This is a genomic window from Photobacterium obscurum (assembly GCF_026191635.1).
GTDB lineage: Bacteria > Pseudomonadota > Gammaproteobacteria > Enterobacterales > Vibrionaceae > Photobacterium > Photobacterium obscurum.
In genome coordinates, this window is the sequence record NZ_JAKRRW010000013.1 from 110,784 (window position 1) to 128,640 (window position 17,857).

General features: G+C 48.7%; 16 protein-coding genes. 7 read left to right on the forward strand and 9 right to left on the reverse strand.

Annotated features, from left to right (window positions below; all coding sequences use genetic code 11):
* Window positions 1-108 precede the first annotated feature (108 nt).
* The 3 genes from arcA to MD588_RS16350 form a co-directional block, all read right to left on the reverse strand.
* A complete protein-coding gene (gene arcA / locus MD588_RS16340) occupies window positions 109-1,329 on the reverse strand; it encodes an arginine deiminase (protein ID WP_265698540.1) in 1,221 nt (406 codons plus the stop codon).
* A gap of 980 nt (window positions 1,330-2,309) precedes the next feature.
* A complete protein-coding gene (locus tag MD588_RS16345) occupies window positions 2,310-3,755 on the reverse strand; it encodes a YfcC family protein (RefSeq protein ID WP_265698541.1) in 1,446 nt (481 codons plus the stop codon).
* A gap of 183 nt (window positions 3,756-3,938) precedes the next feature.
* Window positions 3,939-4,157 carry a hypothetical protein gene (locus tag MD588_RS16350; RefSeq protein ID WP_265698542.1) on the reverse strand — a complete coding sequence of 73 codons (219 nt, stop codon included), beginning with the start codon at window positions 4,155-4,157 and terminating at the stop codon, window positions 3,939-3,941.
* Window positions 4,158-4,680: 523 nt separating this feature from the next.
* Here MD588_RS16350 and rraB point away from each other — a divergent pair.
* On the forward strand, window positions 4,681-5,079 hold the full coding sequence (gene rraB / locus MD588_RS16355; RefSeq protein WP_265698544.1) for a ribonuclease E inhibitor RraB: 399 nt from the start codon (window positions 4,681-4,683) through the stop codon (window positions 5,077-5,079).
* Between the two features lie 140 nt (window positions 5,080-5,219).
* On the opposite strand, the gene MD588_RS16360 is transcribed toward rraB, so the two are convergent.
* Window positions 5,220-6,125, reverse strand: a complete 906-nt coding sequence (locus MD588_RS16360; RefSeq protein WP_265698546.1) for a bifunctional helix-turn-helix transcriptional regulator/GNAT family N-acetyltransferase — start codon at window positions 6,123-6,125, stop codon at window positions 5,220-5,222.
* A gap of 279 nt (window positions 6,126-6,404) precedes the next feature.
* On the opposite strand from MD588_RS16360, the gene MD588_RS16365 reads away from it, so the two are divergent.
* A complete protein-coding gene (locus MD588_RS16365) occupies window positions 6,405-7,556 on the forward strand; it encodes a YjgN family protein (protein WP_265698547.1) in 1,152 nt (383 codons plus the stop codon).
* Window positions 7,553-8,548, forward strand: a complete 996-nt coding sequence (locus MD588_RS16370; RefSeq protein ID WP_265698549.1) for a M48 family metallopeptidase — start codon at window positions 7,553-7,555, stop codon at window positions 8,546-8,548. Before MD588_RS16365 ends, MD588_RS16370 begins: the two co-directional genes overlap by 4 nt.
* 46 nt (window positions 8,549-8,594) lie before the next feature.
* Here MD588_RS16370 and MD588_RS16375 read toward each other — a convergent pair whose 3' ends face one another.
* The 4 genes from MD588_RS16375 to pepA form a co-directional block, all read right to left on the reverse strand.
* On the reverse strand, window positions 8,595-9,008 hold the full coding sequence (locus MD588_RS16375) for a DUF2061 domain-containing protein (RefSeq protein WP_265698550.1): 414 nt from the start codon (window positions 9,006-9,008) through the stop codon (window positions 8,595-8,597).
* 226 nt (window positions 9,009-9,234) lie between these two features.
* Window positions 9,235-12,093 (reverse strand): valine--tRNA ligase, encoded by a 2,859-nt coding sequence (locus tag MD588_RS16380; protein ID WP_265698552.1) that lies wholly within the window; start codon window positions 12,091-12,093, stop codon window positions 9,235-9,237.
* 27 nt (window positions 12,094-12,120) lie between these two features.
* Window positions 12,121-12,573 (reverse strand): DNA polymerase III subunit chi, encoded by a 453-nt coding sequence (locus MD588_RS16385; RefSeq protein WP_265698553.1) that lies wholly within the window; start codon window positions 12,571-12,573, stop codon window positions 12,121-12,123.
* A gap of 52 nt (window positions 12,574-12,625) precedes the next feature.
* Entirely contained in the window at window positions 12,626-14,134 is a 1,509-nt protein-coding gene (gene pepA / locus MD588_RS16390) for a leucyl aminopeptidase (RefSeq protein WP_265698555.1), read from the reverse strand.
* Between the two features lie 193 nt (window positions 14,135-14,327).
* On the opposite strand from pepA, the gene lptF reads away from it, so the two are divergent.
* Together lptF and lptG are read left to right on the forward strand one after the other, a co-directional pair.
* Entirely contained in the window at window positions 14,328-15,428 is a 1,101-nt protein-coding gene (lptF, locus tag MD588_RS16395) for an LPS export ABC transporter permease LptF (protein WP_265698556.1), read from the forward strand.
* The gene (lptG, locus tag MD588_RS16400) at window positions 15,428-16,498 is read left to right on the forward strand and encodes an LPS export ABC transporter permease LptG (protein ID WP_265698557.1); all 1,071 of its coding nucleotides are present in this window, start codon (window positions 15,428-15,430) and stop codon (window positions 16,496-16,498) included. The genes lptF and lptG overlap by 1 nt, the downstream gene beginning before the upstream one ends.
* A gap of 78 nt (window positions 16,499-16,576) precedes the next feature.
* Here the strand turns inward: lptG and MD588_RS16405 are convergent, their stop codons facing one another.
* Window positions 16,577-17,071 carry an RDD family protein gene (locus MD588_RS16405; RefSeq protein ID WP_265698558.1) on the reverse strand — a complete coding sequence of 165 codons (495 nt, stop codon included), beginning with the start codon at window positions 17,069-17,071 and terminating at the stop codon, window positions 16,577-16,579.
* A gap of 206 nt (window positions 17,072-17,277) precedes the next feature.
* On the opposite strand from MD588_RS16405, the gene MD588_RS16410 reads away from it, so the two are divergent.
* Both MD588_RS16410 and MD588_RS16415 read left to right on the forward strand, forming a co-directional pair.
* The gene (locus tag MD588_RS16410) at window positions 17,278-17,481 is read left to right on the forward strand and encodes a hypothetical protein (protein WP_265698561.1); all 204 of its coding nucleotides are present in this window, start codon (window positions 17,278-17,280) and stop codon (window positions 17,479-17,481) included.
* 2 nt (window positions 17,482-17,483) lie between these two features.
* Window positions 17,484-17,831 carry a hypothetical protein gene (locus tag MD588_RS16415; RefSeq protein WP_265698563.1) on the forward strand — a complete coding sequence of 116 codons (348 nt, stop codon included), beginning with the start codon at window positions 17,484-17,486 and terminating at the stop codon, window positions 17,829-17,831.
* Window positions 17,832-17,857: the final 26 nt, after the last annotated feature.

A 17,857-nucleotide genomic window follows, 5' to 3' on the forward strand; every position in this document is an offset into this window, starting at 1 on the left:
TGGTTTTATTCTTTATTGGCCGGCATTCGTGATACCGGCCATATTGTTTTGCTTGGCATTTTCGCCTAGCGCCTAAGCCTATGGGGCTTAAGTGTCTGACAGTATGGCTTAGATACCGTCACGTTCGATTGGGCAGCTCATGCAGCGTGCGCCACCGCGGCCGCGGCCTAGTTCGTCACCTGGGATTGGTAGAACTGTGATGCCGGCTTTGTCGTACTTCTCGTTGGTGTAAACGTTACGCTCGTAACCAATAACCACGCCTGGTTTAACAGTTAGTACGTTGTTCGCATCGTTCCACTGCTCACGTTCAGCTTCGAAGCTGTCACCACCAGTAGTGATAAGGTTAAGCTGACCAACACCCAGTGCTTTTTCGATTGCAGTAACGAAGTAACCTTCTTCTTTCACATTAACTGCGCCAGATTCGTCACCAGTTAGGCTCCAGCATTGAACGTCTTTACGTACAACTTCTGGGTAGACAGAGAAAGTATCTTCACGCATGTGCGTCATTACTGTATCTAGGTGCATGCAAGAGCGGTGCTTAGGAAGCTGCATTGCAATAACTTGCTTCGCTTCGCCGTGCTTGAATAGGCTAGATGCTAGCTGCTCAACACCTTGTGGTGTTGTACGCTCAGACATACCGATAAGGACTGCACCTTTACCAATTACTAGTACGTCGCCGCCTTCGATAGTTGAGTTGTCGTATAGCTTCTCTTCGTCACCGAAGTACTTGATGAAGTCTTGGCCTGCGAAGGTTGGGTGCCAGCGGTAAATTGCGCGGACATGGTTTGTTTCGCGCTGACGAGCTGGTTTAGCCATTGGGTTGATAGAAACACCGCCGTATACCCAGCAAGATGTGTCGCGAGTAAATAGGTGGTTTGGCAAAGGTTCAATGATGAAGTCTGTAGGCTCGTGCATACCCTGCATCATTGAAGAAGATTTAACTGGAAGCTCAGCGTAGCTTAGGCCGCCTAGAAGAATAGAAGAAAGCTCTTTGTTTGGAAGATCTGCTAGGAAGCAGCGAACGTCATTAGCAAATGCTGGGCCGAAGCGGTAGTCAGAGATTTGAGTGTTAAGAAGCCACTCTTTCGCTTCAGGTACTGCTAGTGTGTCCGCTAGAAGGTCACCAAGTAGCATAACTTCTACGCCTTGCTCGCGAAGAGTGTTCGCGAATACATCGTGCTCTTCACCTGCGCGCTCAACAGCTAGTACATCATCAAATAATAGATCGTGACAGTTTGATGGCGTTAGGTGAGTTAGCGCACGCTCTGGACGGTGAACAAGAACGCGGCGTAGTTGACCTACTTCAGAACCTACATAGAACTTACTCATGATCGTATCTCTCTATTTTTATGCCAACATAATGACGTTAGCTTTATTTGTTTTTTTTCGAAGGTATTAATGAATTATTTAATCCTTCGCTTCGTTTCTGTAATTAATTCTACTCTTTCGTTAATTAGAGTCTTAGACATTTGTCACACTTTACTTATTAATATGGCAACTAAAGTTATCGAATTTATTAACATTATTCATGCATTTGTAGCTTGTTTTCAGTCATGGGTTTTTATGTGAATTTTATGGGTTATGCATATGTTTTATCTTTATATGTCGTTGTTTTAAAAGGGTTTTAATTGGTGGCGGGGAAGGTTATGCACTTTCCTCTCACGTTGACTTGTTGTGAAAACACCAATCTTATGCACTTTAATTGTCTGTCTATCTAAATAATTGGTAATTGTTACCGGTCTGGTAACAAATATTTTTCCTTTTATTTTGGTGGTGGTCGTTTTTGTAGTTTTTATACAGGGGGGAATTAATGCATTTAGTCACTTTTCATCGCTTTGTTACTAAGCAATATTTTGTTTGTGTTTAATGCTGGGTTGTATTTACTTTTCGTTTGAATTTTTAATTGATAGCGTGTTTGATCCTTTTTTTTATATATTAAAGGTGGGTTAATAATTGGCTTTGTCTGTTTTTAATAAATAAGGAATTAGAATGTTGCAATTTTATCGTGGGAATAAAGCTGCTATTTATCTTCTAGAATATTGACGTCGCTTGGGGATATTCATTGAATATTGCTTACGATTTTGACTGTAGGAAGGTTTTAAATTGGAGGGAGAGTGGTTTCGGACTACCGTCCGGAGTCTAACCGTGCGCCTGCGTAGAGCTGGGTTTGCTGTGGTTGGTGCTGACATTGACACTTTCTGTTGTTGATGAACCTGTATGCGGTTGCTCCAGAACAGGGGGAATTTGTCACCGGTAATAAAAAACCGCCCGAAGGCGGCTTTAGGAAAGGTTGCATGTTATTCAATGAATTACATCATTGCACCGACACTTAGCATAACCATAATCAGGATAGTCAGAATACCCAGTAGTGGTGCTACCCACTTAACCCAGCGTACATAAGGTACACGAGCGATGGCCAAACCACCCATTACGACGGCAGACGTCGGGGTCATCAGGTTGACGATACCAGAAGCAGACTGGTAAGCGGTTACCACTAGGTCACGGCTTACACCGGCAAAGTCAGCCAGCGGTGCCATGATAGGCATAGTCAGTACAGCCAGACCTGATGATGAAGGTACTAGGAAAGATAGCAAGATTTCTAGCCAGTACATTACGTTGATGAACACGATAGAAGACAGGCCTGTAACTGCGTGTTCAGCAGTGTTCAGGATTGTATCGGTGATCATACCGCGGTCCATGATTACCACGATACCTCGTGCAATACCGATGATCAGCGCCACACCCAGTAGGTCACGAGCACCGTCGATGAAGCTAGACGTAAACTCTTCTTCGCTCATTCGAGCAATCAAACCGATGATGATGGTTGAGGCCAGGAACATACCTGAAATTTCAGCCATCCACCAACCTGCAACAGATACACCGTAGATCATGATGCCGAAAGAAGCGGCAAAGATAGCAAGAATGATTTTACGGGTGGTTGTGAACTCCAGCATTTCGCCAGACTGGTTGCCTAGGAAGTGGGCTTTGTTTTCTTCGTATTTGTCAAAAACAATCGATTTGGTTTTGTCAGCGCGAACCATTTTCGCATAACGCATGACGTAGCCAACACAGATCACCCAGCCTACAACCAGCATAGCGACACGAAGCATGATGCCGTCAGTGAACGGGATGCCAGCGGCGTTTGCTGCAATAACAGTTGCGAACGGGTTGATTGTTGAGCCAAGTGTACCGATACCGGCACCTAGTAGAACCGTTGCGGCAGCTACCACAGGGTCAAAGCGTGCGGCCATCATCACGGGTACTAGCAAGGTGTAGAAAGGCAGTGACTCTTCCGCCATACCGTAAATGGTACCCCCCGCGGCAAACAATGCCATCAGGATCGGAATCATCATTTCTTCTCGACCTTGCAGGCGCGCGGTAACACGTTCGATACCGGCATCAATTGCCCCTGTTTTGGTTACTAGGCCGAGGAAGCCACCAATTACAAGGATGAATAATGAAACATCAATTGCTGCAGCTTCATAGGTGTTGTGGTCGTAGAAGCCATCGATTGGTGCAAGCAGGACATCTACCACCCCTTGCGGGTTATTTTCAACGGCTTGATATGTGCCGGTTACTGGGACTTCTTTACCAAGATCTTCGTTCATCACACGATCGTATTGACCGGCTGGAACAACCCAGGTGAGTAAGGCCACAAAGGCGATGAGGCCAAAAAGAATGGTATAAGCAGAAGGGAATTTAAAGTTGGCGAAGAAGCCACCTTTTTCTTCTTTGTTTACGGTTTGCGTCGTCATTGTTGTCTCCTTGCCTTTATAACTGCCGCCAGTACAAAGGGGCCATGCTGTTTACCAAACAATTTGTTTGGCATGACGGTGCTCCCTGAACAAGATGTTCAGTGATTGATTATTGTCAGCGCTGTTCGCGAGCGTTAGTCAGCGATAGCAGTTGCTGAATGTGATCGGATCATCCGTTCCCTGTTATGGATGCAGGGAGGCGATCTGAGCTAAAGAGTGGTGTAGGTCTGGCGTCAGATTGTAGCGCCCATTACCTGGCTCATAGTGGTGGTCGACAGTCAGTGTTTCGCTTTGACTTGTTACACCGCTTGCTGAGGTCTGGTAAGTGAGAGCTCCTCTGAGCCGGCGTTGCAAGGTACGCCTTCGACGTCCTGGCTCTGAGCCGGAGTGGAACTTACTCATGATCGTATCTCTCTTATTTTTACGAGCTCTGCAGTCTTTGCCGCGAGTCTGTTTTTTGTTTTGCGGGGTGATTTTATGCTGCCTTGTGGCTCGTGACTTTGGTTTCGTTCACATTTTTCGGGGTCGATTATGCAGCGAAAGAATCACGAAATAGGCATAAGAGGGTATTTTTCACGAATAAATGGATGGATATGCTCATGCATCTTAAATCTATTGACGGGTTTTATGCATGCCGAACTATCTCTAAACCTGACAATCCGATAAATAATGGCCAATAAGCGAGGCTTGGTTTGTCCGAAGGTGTTTGGTTATGCGTTTTTTTCTGTTAAAGCCGCACTGGTTTCATTCAGGGGGGGCGCATAAATGGGAATATTATGCATTTTTTAACTCTTTAGGGGAGGTGGTGAAATCTGCCATTCTTTTGATAAAAATCAAGTTTCGCATTCAAGGGCATTAGCCGTGGAAATTCACTGCAATCCGTGCGATATTTGCGGACAAATTTATTCCATAGGTGGAGTTACCCATGTCTTATGCAGAACTGATTGAAGAGCAGAAGGAAGAAACCCGCGATATTATTGCGGCATTGCTGGAAGATGGCAGCGAACCTGAAGCCCTTTATACCATTGAGCACCACTTTTCAGCAGATACATTTGAAGAGCTGGAAGGTGCTGCGGTAGAAGCCTTCAAAATGGGCTTTGAAGTACTAGAGGCAGAAGAACTGGAACTGGCACCGGAAGACGGTGGCGGCAAGGTTGTCTGCTTTGACGCTGTAATGGAGTCTGCACTGAAAGCCGAGCTGATCGACGAGCAGGCTGAAAAGCTGATCAAGCTGGCTGAAAAGCACAAGATTGATTATGACGGCTGGGGCACTTACTTCGAGTCTGGTGAAGACGACGAAGAAGAGTTTGAAGACGAAGAATAATTCGTACTGAACTTGCTGAATGAAAAGCTGGCCATGGCCAGCTTTTTTGTTATCGGCATAACCTCGTTGTTATACCGACTGCATTCATTATCTCTACTGAACGGTTCTGATAATTAATGGATGTGGTGTTAAAACTGGCCTTAGAAAGTTTTGAGCATTCTGACCTCGCAGGCATCATGGCCGGTATTCCCCATGGCACGCGAGATTCTGACAAAGCCGAGTGACTCATACAGGGCGATTGCCTCGGTTAAGTTGGCCGTGGTTTCAAGGTAGCAGCCGCTATAGCCCTGCTGGCGGGCAAAGTTCAATGCGGTAACTGCCAGTTTTCTTGCCAGCCCCCGTCCGCGCAATTCTGGCAGAAAGTACATTTTCTGCAGCTCGCAAACCTGACTCTCTCCTGATAACGGGGCAATTCCACCGCCGCCCAAGATCCGGTTATTGTGCTCGATAACCCAATAGCAACTTCCTTCATGCTGATAGACCTCGCTCATGCTGTCGAGCGTCGGGTCGGCCACTCCGTAGCCTTTGTCGGCGGTCAATCCGTATTCAGCCGACACCCGACGAATGACAGCAGCGACAGAGGCATTGTCCAGTGGGGTGAGGGGGCGGATGTCATAACCGTCTTGCTGCGGGACTACCTGCATAGCCTTAATGTAGCGCGACAGGCTGGTACCAAGCTGGCAGATTTCGTCGTGTTCCATCTGTGCCAGGAAAGTATCCACCTGGCGATTGAGTTGCCGGTGAAGTGCTGCGATCTTTTCTTGGCCAGCCGGTGTTAGCTGAAATAGCTGGCTTCGTTTGTCGACCGGATTAGCCGTTGATTTCACCCATCCCTGGTTAAGCAATACGGCAAGCGTTCGACTGGCATTGGATTTGTCGACATTTAGCCTAAGCGCCATCTCGTTAACGGTGATAGCGCCGGTTTCCAGTTCGATAAGGGTATGGGCCTGTACCGGTGTGAGGGCCATACTGCCACATTGGTTGTCCAGCATACCAAGTTGCCGTACCAATTGGCGGGAGAGTTGACGAAGTGTTTTGGCATCCATGTAAGTTGGTCCATTAAGTTGCGGTGTACAACTATATTTAATTGCGTATCGCAACAAAGTCAAGGGGCACTTTGGTAGTGGCGTGATACTGTGCTCGGAATCTCGTTAATGAAGCAGGAAAAAAATGCTTGTGTGATATTGATTTGTGTGAGTTTTGTTTAATATGCTTGTGGGATGATTGGGTGCCTATTTGTTTGTTTTGATGATGTTTTCTGCGAGACGTACAAATACAGGCAGGTTATACCATTACATTTATTAAAATAATCATGGAAGTAAAACATGGAAAATCAGGTTAGGTTTTATGGCCGGGGACGTGAATTCTTCGGGATTTGGATTGTTAATCTTCTGCTCAGTATCGTCACATTGGGGATTTATTCTGCTTGGGCGAAGGTCAGAACGAAGAAATATTTTTATGGTAATACCGATTTGGCGGGCGACAGGTTTGATTATCATGCCAAGCCGATTCAGATCCTCAAGGGGCGGATCATTGCCATGCTCTGTGTCGCGGCTTGGTTTATCGCGAGCAATTTTTTCCCGGTAGCTTCAGCGATATTGTTGATTGTTTTTATCCTGCTGATGCCGTGGCTGATACGTAACAATACTCGCTTTGATGCCCGTGTGACGAGCTTTCGCAATGTCCGTTTTGACTTTACGGGCTCCATGAAAGCGTCCTATGGGGTGTTCCTCGGCTGGCCGGCGTTGTCATATCTGCTCTTTTTCCTGTGTTTCTTTTTCGCTACTGCCGTAGGTGGTAGTTACCTAATCGCGGGGATCGTATTAGGATTTTTGACACTTGCTCTTGGGTTTGTTCTCTATGCGTGGGTCACGGCGCAAATAGCATCATACTTTATTAATGGCTATCGCTATGGCGACCGGGCTTTCAGTGGAGAGGTGGATCTCAAGGTTTATATCAAAACCTACCTGCTTGGTGGCCTTCTGGGGGCTGGACTTTCTATAGTTATGGCACTTATTTCTGGAGTGCTGGGCGGATTCGCTATGCTATCCCAGCTTGGTTCACCAGATCCGCTTGCTGTTCAGGGAGCATCGATGGGGATGATTATTGGCGCAATAACTGGCTATGCGGGCATGGTATTGATCATGTTGGTCGTTATGGGATTTGTGCAAGCAAGAATACGTAACTATTTGTTTGGAATAATTAAAACTGACGGTGAACCTCAGTATTGCTTAGGCTCTCGAATGACGACCTGGGGGCTGGTATCACTGATGGTGACTAACTTCCTGCTGATGGTGGTGACACTGGGCTTCGCCCGTCCGTGGGTCATGGTCAGAAGTGCCAGGTATGTTGCCGATATGACGGTGGTTAATGGTGACCTTGATAAGCTGGTGGTTGAAGGGAGTGAGGTGACAGCCGGCTCCGCAGTGGCAGACGAGGTAGCCAATGCCTTCGATCTGAATATAGGGATCGGATGATTGTCAGCGGCTTTTGCCATCTCGCTCGGAGCTCAGCCAAACATGATGCTAGCGTTGAGCTGCTGTTGGATGGACGATTACGAATCATGACGGAGCAGGGGCAGCAAGAGTTGCCCTTAGCTGAACTGGAGATCAGTGAGCCGCTGGGAGATTTGCCGGTTAAACTTGTCTTTCCGGATGGCATGCAATTTATTCCACATGACTCGCGCCTGTTGGAAAGTGCCCTGCATTATCGCCAATCTGCCCGGTTGCATCGCGTCGAGCGGAGCTTGCCGCTGATCGTAGGCAGTCTAGTGGCGATGGTTTTGTTGTTCGTCGTGTTCTTTACCCACGGGATACCCTGGTTGAGCGGGGTATTGGCCAGGGGGATGCCGACGCAAGTCTCGGTGGTTGTCGGTGAGCATGTACTGTCGACGCTGGATGAACACCTGCTGGATCCAACTGAACTTAGTATCGAGCAGCAAGCTTCTATCAACCAGCGGTTTACCGATATGACAGCTCAGCTACCACAGTTACCGGTACCACCTAAATTGCTGTTTCGTAGCTGGGGAGCTGGCCCGAATGCCATGGCTCTGAGTGACGGTTCGGTTATCGTGTTTGATGCTTTGGTTGACTTGGCTGAAACGCCGGAGCAGCTTGATAGTATTCTGCTGCATGAACTGGGACATGTTCAGCACCAGCACATAATGAAATCCTTGGTGCGCTCGACGCTGCTCTCGGCATCAGTCGCGGTATTGACCGGCGAGAGCACCGGTCTGATTGATACTTTCAGTGGGGCTGGGGTGTTCCTGGCCACTCAGGGATATTCGCGTTCTGCTGAGCAAGAAGCCGACGCGTATGCCGCTAGCCAGATGAAGCGCCTATATGGCACAGTGCTTCCAATGCAGCAGATGTTTCGACTGTTGAATACCACGGAGGGCAATGGTGAACTACCGGAATGGCTTAGTACTCACCCGGAGTTAAAGTCGAGGATTGAAGCACTTACCGAGTAATACTTTGTCGGAATTTGGATTGATACTGTTTATTTGCTTCTGATACTCAGTGCTGACAAACCAGCATATCAAGCGCATTGTGGCGAGCCGGTGCCTCTTTCTGCTCCCTGCTCTGCCATACGCGTTCGTGGAAGTAATAAGCCAGAGTGTTGATGATCGGCTCAATCATTGCCATGATGCTGCCAATAAGTACGTCGCCTGTAAGCAGGTACACAATCGTAAAGGCGACTGTAAAGTGAACCACGGCAAAACTGATGGTTTTGCTTGCCGGAGCGCTGTACCGAGAGCGTTTTAGAGGATGGGTCTGCCAGGCTTTTTCGTGAAAGTAGAATGCCACGGTGTTGACCATTGGCTCAATCATTGCGATCAGGCTGCCGATTAACAGATCGCCGGTCAACAGGTAAGCGACGCTGAAGGCGACAGTAAAATGGATAACGGCAAAGCTAATGGTCTTTTTCATGGTGATGTCCTCTCTCTCGATGCCGTTATTATTACGAATAACTATCAATAATTAAATTCGATTGTTTTTATTGAATTGATAGGAAAAAGCTAATAGATGGTGGGAGCGATCCTATGGCTCTAGGGAAGAGCAAAAACTTGATTTGTTTTAAAGGGGCCAGGGGCCAGAAAACAAAAAAGCCGACGATTTCTCGTCGGCTTTTGTATAGCGCGTTAAGTGCTAGAGCTTACAGTGCTGCGATAGTCGCTTGCTGCTCTTCTAGCTTAACCAGTGTTTCTTTGTAGCCTTCAAGCTTCTCGCGCTCTTTGGCAACAACGGCTTCAGGAGCTTTCGCCACAAAACCTTCGTTACCTAGTTTGCCTTCGATACGCTTGATTTCACCTTGGGTCTTCTTCACTTCGCCAGCAAGGCGAGTAAGCTCGGCATCTTTGTCGATAAGACCTGCCATCGGGATCATCAGCTCAGACTTGCCAACCAGTGCCGTTGCACATGCCGGCGTCTCTTCACCGTCAGCCAGTACCTTGATATCTTCCAGCTTCGCCAGTGACATCAGAACTGTACGGTTTGCTTCCAGGCGAGCTGCATCTTTCTCATCAGCGGCTTTTAGCATTACGTCAAGCGGCTTGCTTGGTGCGATGTCATATTCTGCACGCAGGTTACGGATGCTGGTGATGAATGCCTTCACCCACTCGATATCAGCAATAACCGCTTCATCGAAGTTCGCTTCGTTAAACTGAGGCAGTGCCTGAGTCATGATTGTTTCGCCTTCAACACCCTCTACCAGCGGCTTCACGCTCTGCCAGATAGATTCAGTGATGTAAGGTAGAACTGGGTGAGCCAGACGTAGTGTCTTCTCAAGCACTGTGATTAGCGTATGGCGAGTTGCACGCTGCTGCGCTTCAGTGCCTTTCCAAAGAACAGGTTTTGTCAGCTCTAGGTACCAGTCACAGAACTGGTTCCAGATGAACTCATAAATCGTACCTGCGGCCATATCCAGACGGAAGTTTTCGATATGGGCGTTGAAATCTTTTGCTGCCAGCTCGAACTGAGATTCGATCCACTTGTCAGCCAGTGAGAATTCCATCTCGCCACCCGTCATGCCGCAATCTTGATCTTCTGTGTTCATCAGTACGTAACGGCTTGCGTTCCATAGCTTGTTACAGAAGTTACGGTAACCTTCCAGGCGCTTCATATCCCAGTTGATATCGCGGCCAGTCGATGCCATTGCTGCTAGGGTAAAGCGCAGGGCATCTGTACCGTAGGCTTCGATACCGTTTTCAAACGTCTTGCGGGTTTGCTTTTCAATCTTCGCAGCCAGCTGAGGCTGCATCATGTTGCCACAACGCTTCTCAACCAGTTCTTCAAGACCGATACCGTCGATCATGTCGATTGGGTCGATAACGTTACCCTTGGATTTCGACATCTTATCGCCGTTTTCGTCACGGATCAGACCCGTTACGTAAACTGTCTTGAACGGAACCTGCGGCTTGCCGTTTTCATCTTTACAGAAGTGCATGGTCATCATGATCATGCGGGCAACCCAGAAGAAGATGATGTCAAAGCCGGTAACCAGTACATCTGAAGGGTGGAACGTTTTCAGATCTTCTGTCTGCTCAGGCCAGCCTTGGGTACCGAATGTCCATAGTGCAGAAGAGAACCAGGTATCAAGTACGTCGTCGTCCTGGCGAAGAACAACTACCGGTGCAAGGTTGTTGTTTGCACGCACTTCTTCTTCAGTACGGCCAACATAGACGTTACCATCGTTGTCGTACCAAGCCGGGATGCGGTGACCCCACCATAGCTGACGAGAGATACACCAATCCTGAATATCACGCATCCAAGAGAAGTACATGTTCTCGTACTGCTTAGGTACGAACTGGATCTCGCCGTCTTCAACGGCTTTAGTTGCTGTTTCTGCAAGCGGTGCAGCACGTACGTACCACTGGTCAGTCAGCATTGGTTCGATAACCACGCCACCACGGTCGCCGTAAGGTACGGTTAGGTCGTGATCTTTGATTTCTTCAAGTAGGCCTAGCTCATCAAATTCAGCTACGATAGCTTTACGCGCAGCGAAACGTTCCATGCCATGGTATTTGGCTGGAAGTTCAGTGCCGTATGCATCGCTTGGTTCACCGTTGGTGGTGAAGACTTCAGCGCTGTCACGGATGTCAGCATTGAAAGTCAGGATGTTGATCATTGGTAGGCTGTGACGCTTGCCCACTTCGTAGTCATTGAAGTCGTGAGCAGGGGTGATTTTCACACAACCTGTGCCTTTTTCCATGTCTGCGTGCTCATCGCCCACGATAGGGATACGACGGTCAACGACAGGAAGCAGAATTTCTTTTCCGATCAGATCTTTGTAACGCGGATCTTCAGGGTTCACTGCCACACCTGTATCACCCAGCATAGTTTCTGGACGAGTGGTTGCGACAACGATGTAATCTTTGCCTTCGGCTGTTTTCACGCCATCCGCAAGCGGGTAGCGGAAGTGCCACATATGGCCTTTCTTGTCTTTGTTCTCAACTTCTAGATCTGAGATCGCCGTGTGCAGTTTAGGATCCCAGTTAACCAGGCGCTTACCGCGGTAGATCAGATCATCTTCGTATAGACGAACGAATACTTCCTGAACCGCGTTAGACAGACCATCATCCATCGTAAAACGTTCACGATCCCAGTCGACCGATGCACCTAGGCGACGAAGCTGTTTAGTGATCGTACCACCAGACTCGCCTTTCCATTCCCAGATCTTGTCGATGAACGCATCACGGCCGTAGTCGTGTTTTGTCTTGCCTTCTTCGGCTGCAATCTTACGCTCCACAACCATTTGGGTTGCGATACCTGCGTGGTCGGTACCGACTTGCCATAGGGTGTTTTTGCCTTTCATACGCTCACAACGGATCAGGGTATCCATAATGGTATCCTGGAACGCGTGGCCCATGTGAAGGCTACCAGTGACGTTTGGCGGTGGGATCATGATGCTGTAGGCATCTTTAGATGTATCACCGTGAGGCTTGAAGTAACCAGCCTCTTCCCAGCGCTGATATAGCGCCTGCTCAATTGATTGTGGGTTGTATGTCTTTTCCATAGCGCTCTTAGAAGGATCTACGTGGAATTAGGGCGTCTCAGGGGCAGCGGTGGTCTGCAATTGAATACCAGCAAGGCGATAAGCCTTGTAGCGTTCACGAGCCAGCTGCTTGAGCTTTTCGTCGCAAGGAACGAAGTCTACCACTTGTGAGAAGGTAACCGCAAAATTTGGTGCATCTTGACTCAAATTAATCAGTACAGCGCGGCGACCACTGTGACGCAACCCCGGCCAGCCCACTTCAACCGGCGAACCGCCGCGAGGGCCTTCGCCAATCAGGTTGTGCGGGACAAAATTATCCGGCTCCTGCTGCCACAGGTACTCATCTATCTGTTCTGCTTGCTCTTTGCTGTCAGCCAGCAGGTAGACTTTGTGCCCTTGCTTATAACTCAATGCTGCATGATGACAGGCAAAGTGAAGCTGATAGTTGCTATCGGCCTCGATATGTTTGTCATCGATTATATAAAAAGTAGCATGAGTCATAGGGTTTACTCTAAATAAGAAGGGGGCCGTTGGCCCCCTTGTGTTGTCTGTCTTATTCGACGTTTTCTAGGCCAGCTCGATTTAGCAAGAATTGGACTAGTAGTGGGACCGGTCGACCGGTTGCTCCTTTCGCTTTGCCACCAACCCAAGCTGTGCCCGCGATATCCAGGTGTGCCCAGTTATATTTCTTGGTGAAACGCGACAGGAAGCAGCCTGCAGTAATGGTACCAGCACCCGGTGAGCCAAGGTTTGCCATATCAGCAAACGGGCTTTCCAGTTGCTCTTGGTACTCGTCGGACATCGGCAGGCGCCAAGCACGGTCACCAGCCTGATCTGATGCGTTGATCAGCTCGTGAGCCAGTGGGTTGTGGTTGGCAATCAGGCCACTGATATGGTTACCCAGCGCCACAACACAGGCGCCGGTCAGGGTTGCTACATCAACCACGCAATCTGGCTCGAAGCGCTCAACATAGGTGAGTGCATCACAAAGAACCAGGCGGCCTTCGGCATCGGTATTAAGCACTTCAACGGTCTGGCCAGACATGGTTGTCAGGATATCCCCCGGGCGGTAAGCATTGCCGCCAGGCATGTTTTCACAGCCAGCCAGGATACCAACAACATTGATTGGCAGGTTCAGCTTCGCCAGTGACTTCATTGCGCCAAAGACGGTTGCTGCACCACACATGTCATATTTCATTTCATCCATCTGTGCAGATGGCTTGATAGAAATACCGCCGGAATCGAATGTCAGGCCTTTACCAACCAGTACGATAGGTTTGGCATCAGGATCCGGATTACCCTTATATTCAATAACCGACATCATGGCTTCGTTTTTCGAACCCTGACCGACAGCCAGATAAGAGGTCATACCCAGCTCTTTCATTTCTTGCTCGCCAATGATTTTGGTATTTACCGTATCAAAATCATCTGCCAGGCGACGTGCCTGAGAAGCCAAGTAGGCAGGGTTAGCTACGTTTGGTGGCATGTTACCCAGATCTTTACCGGCTTTGACACCTGATGCTACCGCAAGGCCGTGAGCAATCGCGCGCTCGCCCAGAGACAACTCGCGACGTGTCGGTACGTTGAATACCAGCTTGCGGAGTGGGCGGCGGGTTTCAGGTTTGTTGCTCTTGAACTGGTTGAAGGTGTAAAGGCTGTCCTTTGTCGTTTCAACGGCCTGACGTACCTTCCAGTAGGTATCACGACCTTTTACATGCAGCTCCGTTAAGAAACAGACAGCTTCCATTGAGCCGGTTTCGTTCAGGGTGCTGATGGTTTTTTTGATAATTTGCTTGTATTGGCGTTCATCAAGCTCGCGCTCTTTACCACAACCAACCAGTAATACACGCTCTGATAATACGTTTGGCACATGGTGAAGCAGCAGCATTTGGCCCGGCTTGCCTTCTAGATCGCCACGGCGTAGCAGAGAGCTGATATAGCCATCACTGATTTTGTCGAGCTGCTCGGCAATTGGAGAGAGGCGGCGTGGTTCGAAGACACCTACGACAATACAGGCACTGCGCTGTTTCTCGGGGCTACCACTTTTTACACTGAACTCCATGCGTACTCCTACATCCTATAAAGACAATTAGCGCTAAATGTTGGATAATGCCGCACTTACTTGCTGGACCGCAGTTTCGGTATAGGATTAAAGTGCAGGTTAACATTTAGCCGAAAGATTAAAAAATAACTGATTAACCGAAAAACTATAGTGATTCCAGCAAAAAAACAAGTTTTCTATGGGTATATAAAGCGTGATTATTGTTCGGTATTTGACACGTGAGACATTAAAGAGCCAATTTGCGGTTCTTTTTGTCCTTTTTCTTGTCTTTATCAGCCAGAAATTTATTCGAATTTTGGCTTCAGCAACAGAGGGATCGATCCCCAGTGATCTGATCCTGACCTTGATGGGGCTGTACATGCCGTCAATGGCATTGTTGATGTTACCTCTGAGCCTCTATATCGGGATTTTGCTTACTTTCGGCCGTTTGTACGCCGAGAGTGAAATCACCGTGATGAATGCGACAGGTATCGGTAATAAGTTTTTGATCCAGGCGGCCTTATGGCTGGCCATTATTACCGGTTCTGTTGCGGCCTTTAACTCATTGTGGCTAGCTCCTTGGAGCGTAGAACAAGAAACCCGGGTCATGGAGCAGGTCGAAGCTGATTCCGGGCTCGAGCTGTTGGTGAAGGGACAGTTTCAGGCTGCGCCTGATGGCAAAGGCGTAGTATTCGTCAATGACATTACCGAGAGTGGCTCCCGTCTGCATAAAGTTTTTGTGGCACAGGTTACAGCCCGCGATACCTTGCGTCCAAGCGTGATGGTGTCCGACCGTGGCTATGTGAGCGAGCTGGAAGATGGCCGCCAGGTACTGGACTTGAAAGAGGGCACCCGTTATGAGGGCTTTCCGACACGGTTAGATTACTCCATCACTGAGTTTGAAGATTACCAGGCGCTGATCGGCCAGCGTGCAGTACGTGAGAAACGTCGAGACTGGGACGCGCTACCGACACTGGAGTTGATGCAACGGCCCGAGCTGGCAGCCAAGGCTGAGTTTCAGTGGCGGGTGTCGTTATTCCTGTGTATCCCATTGCTAACAATGGTTGTGGTTCCTTTGTCTGCGGTGAACCCGCGTCAGGGGCGGTTCGCCAAGTTGGTACCTGCCGTATTGATTTACTTGACTTATTTCCTTGCGATAAGTGCCGCCAAGTCGGGGGTAGAAGATGGTGCCTTGCCTTCCTATGTTGGCCTGTGGGGGATAAATTTAGTGATATTGTTGGTAGCAGTGGCTTTGAATACTTGGGAAACCATGCCAGTCAGAGTACTGAGAGATAAATTACGGAGACGTGGCTAATGTTTAAGATTCTTGATTTGTACATTGGCCGAACGATCATTGCGACGACGACATTGACTCTGTCAACGCTGGTAGGGCTGTCGGCGATTATCAAATACGTCGAGCAGTTGCGTAAGGTCGGTGATGGGACTTACGATCTCTGGAAAGCGCTGGCCTATGTATTGCTCAGCATGCCTCGTGATATCGAGATGTTTTTCCCGATGGCAGTTCTGCTTGGGGCATTGATTGGCCTGGGTACACTGGCATCCAGCTCTGAGCTTGTCGTGATGCAGGCGGCGGGCTTTTCCAAGCTGGATATTGGCTTGTCGGTACTGAAAACTGCGGTTCCGCTGATGCTGGTGGTAATGATGCTTGGTCAGTGGGGGGCGCCGGAAGCCCAGAAGGCGGCTCGTGAGCTACGTGCGTTGTGGACCTCTGGCGGGAGTATGCTATCGGTACAGCGAGGAGTTTGGGCCAAAGATGGCAATGACTTTATCTATATTGCCCGGGTAGAGGACAAAAGTAAGCTAAAGGCGGTCAACGTCTGGCAGTTTGACGAGGAAGACAAGCTTACCGAGACTGTGTTTGCCAAGTCAGCGTCATACAGTGAACAAGAAGGTTGGCTGCTGAAAGGCGTGACCGTTACCGATATTACGGATGTTCAGCAAAGCAATACCAAGCATGCGACGTTGTCGTGGCAAACCAGTCTGACCCCCGACAAACTGGCTGTAGTAACCGTTAAGCCGGAAGAACTGGCATTATCCGGGGTGTATGACTACGTCACCTACCTGAAGGAATCGAAGCAAGATTCAGCCCGATATGAGCTGGCGTTCTGGCGCAAGGCGCTGCAGCCAATCTCTATTGCCGTCATGATGCTGTTGGCATTGTCGTTTGTCTTCGGACCACTGCGTTCTGTGACGATGGGAGCGAGGGTGCTTTCCGGGGTGATCTTCGGCTTCGCTTTCTATATCTCGAATGAGGTCTTCGGCCCGATGAGCTTGGTCTACCGTCTGCACCCTGCTGTCGGGGCATTGGGGCCGAGCCTGGTGTTCCTTATGATCACGATTTACCTGCTAAGGCGTAAGCTATAAGATCTGGTTGAGTAATCGTCTGATAAACAAAAAGGAGCCTACTGGCTCCTTTTTATTTGATAATTAGTGGGTTGGGTATTAGTTAGCCTTTGGCAGCTGCACCATTTCACATTCAGCCATGATGTCCTGAAAGGACTGCTTTTCGCTGCTGAAAGGGGCCAGCAGGTTACCCAGCCCAAATGCGGAAGTGCCCATGCGGATCAGGGCTTGTGTCAGGCGAATGTTGGAGCCGTCTTTATTTTGCAGGCGTAGCTTCCACGCGCGCATACCAAGTGTCTGTCCGCCCTTGCACCAGAAGTAGGCGAAGAAACCAATAATAACCAGAGCGAGATAGGCAGTATAAACTAAGCCGACAACTGGGTGCTGGGTCATATAGGCGCTGATATCTTCATAGTTGCCGAGTTCAAAAAAACCAAAGTGCAGCATGATTGCGGCAAGTGCCATTGCGGCTCCGCCTGCCAGCATCAGTACGGCGGCGACAACCAGTGAGTCATATAACCATGCGGCCAGGCGGCGGAAAAGCCCCGGATATTGTTTTGCCTGTTTAACGTCCTGCTGTTTCTTTTGTTTCATGTATGCACCAAGTAAGTCGCTTGCTTGTTCCATTGCTGGGTTCATTATGCCGCAGTGTAACAACTAAGCGGTATATACCCAAGTGACTTCAATACACTTGGGTATAACGGGAATGGCCTGAATGTCGGAATTGAGAAAACGAAAAGCCGCGAACCTGGTGGTTAGAAGCTATTCTTTATAATCGAACATGAATGAGGAGACATATCATGGCTGAGGTTGATAAGAATACCACCAATTGGCCGGATCTGGCTGGCGCGCTTTATGACAAGTTGACCGAGCGCCATGCGGAGCTTACCTATGATTTTGATAATGTTGAAGTCAGTGTGCCAAGTGGGGCGGGTGAAAAGGCCGAGCATTCTACATGGAAATTTAATGGCAGTATTAGTATTCGAGGGCGTAATTTGGAATAGCCATGGTGCTGGATATTAGAGGGGAGCTGGATATAGAGGTCGATGGGGAGCCTATTCATGTCATGGCTAAGGGCGATCATATGGTATTGACGCTAGAGCGGTTAGGAACGATTGTTCTAGCCGCCCGGACGTTATCTCGAGTGCCGAAGATCATAAACAGGAAGCTATCTCTATCGCAGGGGATGACTTTCTGTCCTGCGATTACCGTCAAAGTCGGTCAGGATACGGTGTTATCGATAACATCGCGGTCAGGCTTTCTTTCTTCTTTGCTACGCTACCGCTTAGTGGTAGATAATAAGAAACTCTGGCTTCGGCATAGTTTTCAACTAGTTCGGCTCTATTTCCAATAGCTATACGGCGCACAAAAAATGTCCGC

Excerpts from the sequence above, each read along its gene's own strand:
- arcA (WP_265698540.1), bottom strand. The coding sequence starts at position 1,329 with ATGAGTAAGTTCTATGTAGGTTCTGAAGTAGGTCAACTACGCCGCGTT.
- MD588_RS16345 (WP_265698541.1), bottom strand. The coding sequence starts at position 3,755 with ATGACGACGCAAACCGTAAACAAAGAAGAAAAAGGTGGCTTCTTCGCC.
- MD588_RS16350 (WP_265698542.1), bottom strand. The coding sequence starts at position 4,157 with ATGAGTAAGTTCCACTCCGGCTCAGAGCCAGGACGTCGAAGGCGTACC.
- rraB (WP_265698544.1), top strand. The coding sequence starts at position 4,681 with ATGTCTTATGCAGAACTGATTGAAGAGCAGAAGGAAGAAACCCGCGAT.
- MD588_RS16360 (WP_265698546.1), bottom strand. The coding sequence starts at position 6,125 with ATGGATGCCAAAACACTTCGTCAACTCTCCCGCCAATTGGTACGGCAA.
- MD588_RS16365 (WP_265698547.1), top strand. The coding sequence starts at position 6,405 with ATGGAAAATCAGGTTAGGTTTTATGGCCGGGGACGTGAATTCTTCGGG.
- MD588_RS16370 (WP_265698549.1), top strand. The coding sequence starts at position 7,553 with ATGATTGTCAGCGGCTTTTGCCATCTCGCTCGGAGCTCAGCCAAACAT.
- MD588_RS16375 (WP_265698550.1), bottom strand. The coding sequence starts at position 9,008 with ATGAAAAAGACCATTAGCTTTGCCGTTATCCATTTTACTGTCGCCTTC.
- MD588_RS16380 (WP_265698552.1), bottom strand. The coding sequence starts at position 12,093 with ATGGAAAAGACATACAACCCACAATCAATTGAGCAGGCGCTATATCAG.
- MD588_RS16385 (WP_265698553.1), bottom strand. The coding sequence starts at position 12,573 with ATGACTCATGCTACTTTTTATATAATCGATGACAAACATATCGAGGCC.
- pepA (WP_265698555.1), bottom strand. The coding sequence starts at position 14,134 with ATGGAGTTCAGTGTAAAAAGTGGTAGCCCCGAGAAACAGCGCAGTGCC.
- lptG (WP_265698557.1), top strand. The coding sequence starts at position 15,428 with ATGTTTAAGATTCTTGATTTGTACATTGGCCGAACGATCATTGCGACG.
- MD588_RS16405 (WP_265698558.1), bottom strand. The coding sequence starts at position 17,071 with ATGAAACAAAAGAAACAGCAGGACGTTAAACAGGCAAAACAATATCCG.
- MD588_RS16410 (WP_265698561.1), top strand. The coding sequence starts at position 17,278 with ATGGCTGAGGTTGATAAGAATACCACCAATTGGCCGGATCTGGCTGGC.
- MD588_RS16415 (WP_265698563.1), top strand. The coding sequence starts at position 17,484 with ATGGTGCTGGATATTAGAGGGGAGCTGGATATAGAGGTCGATGGGGAG.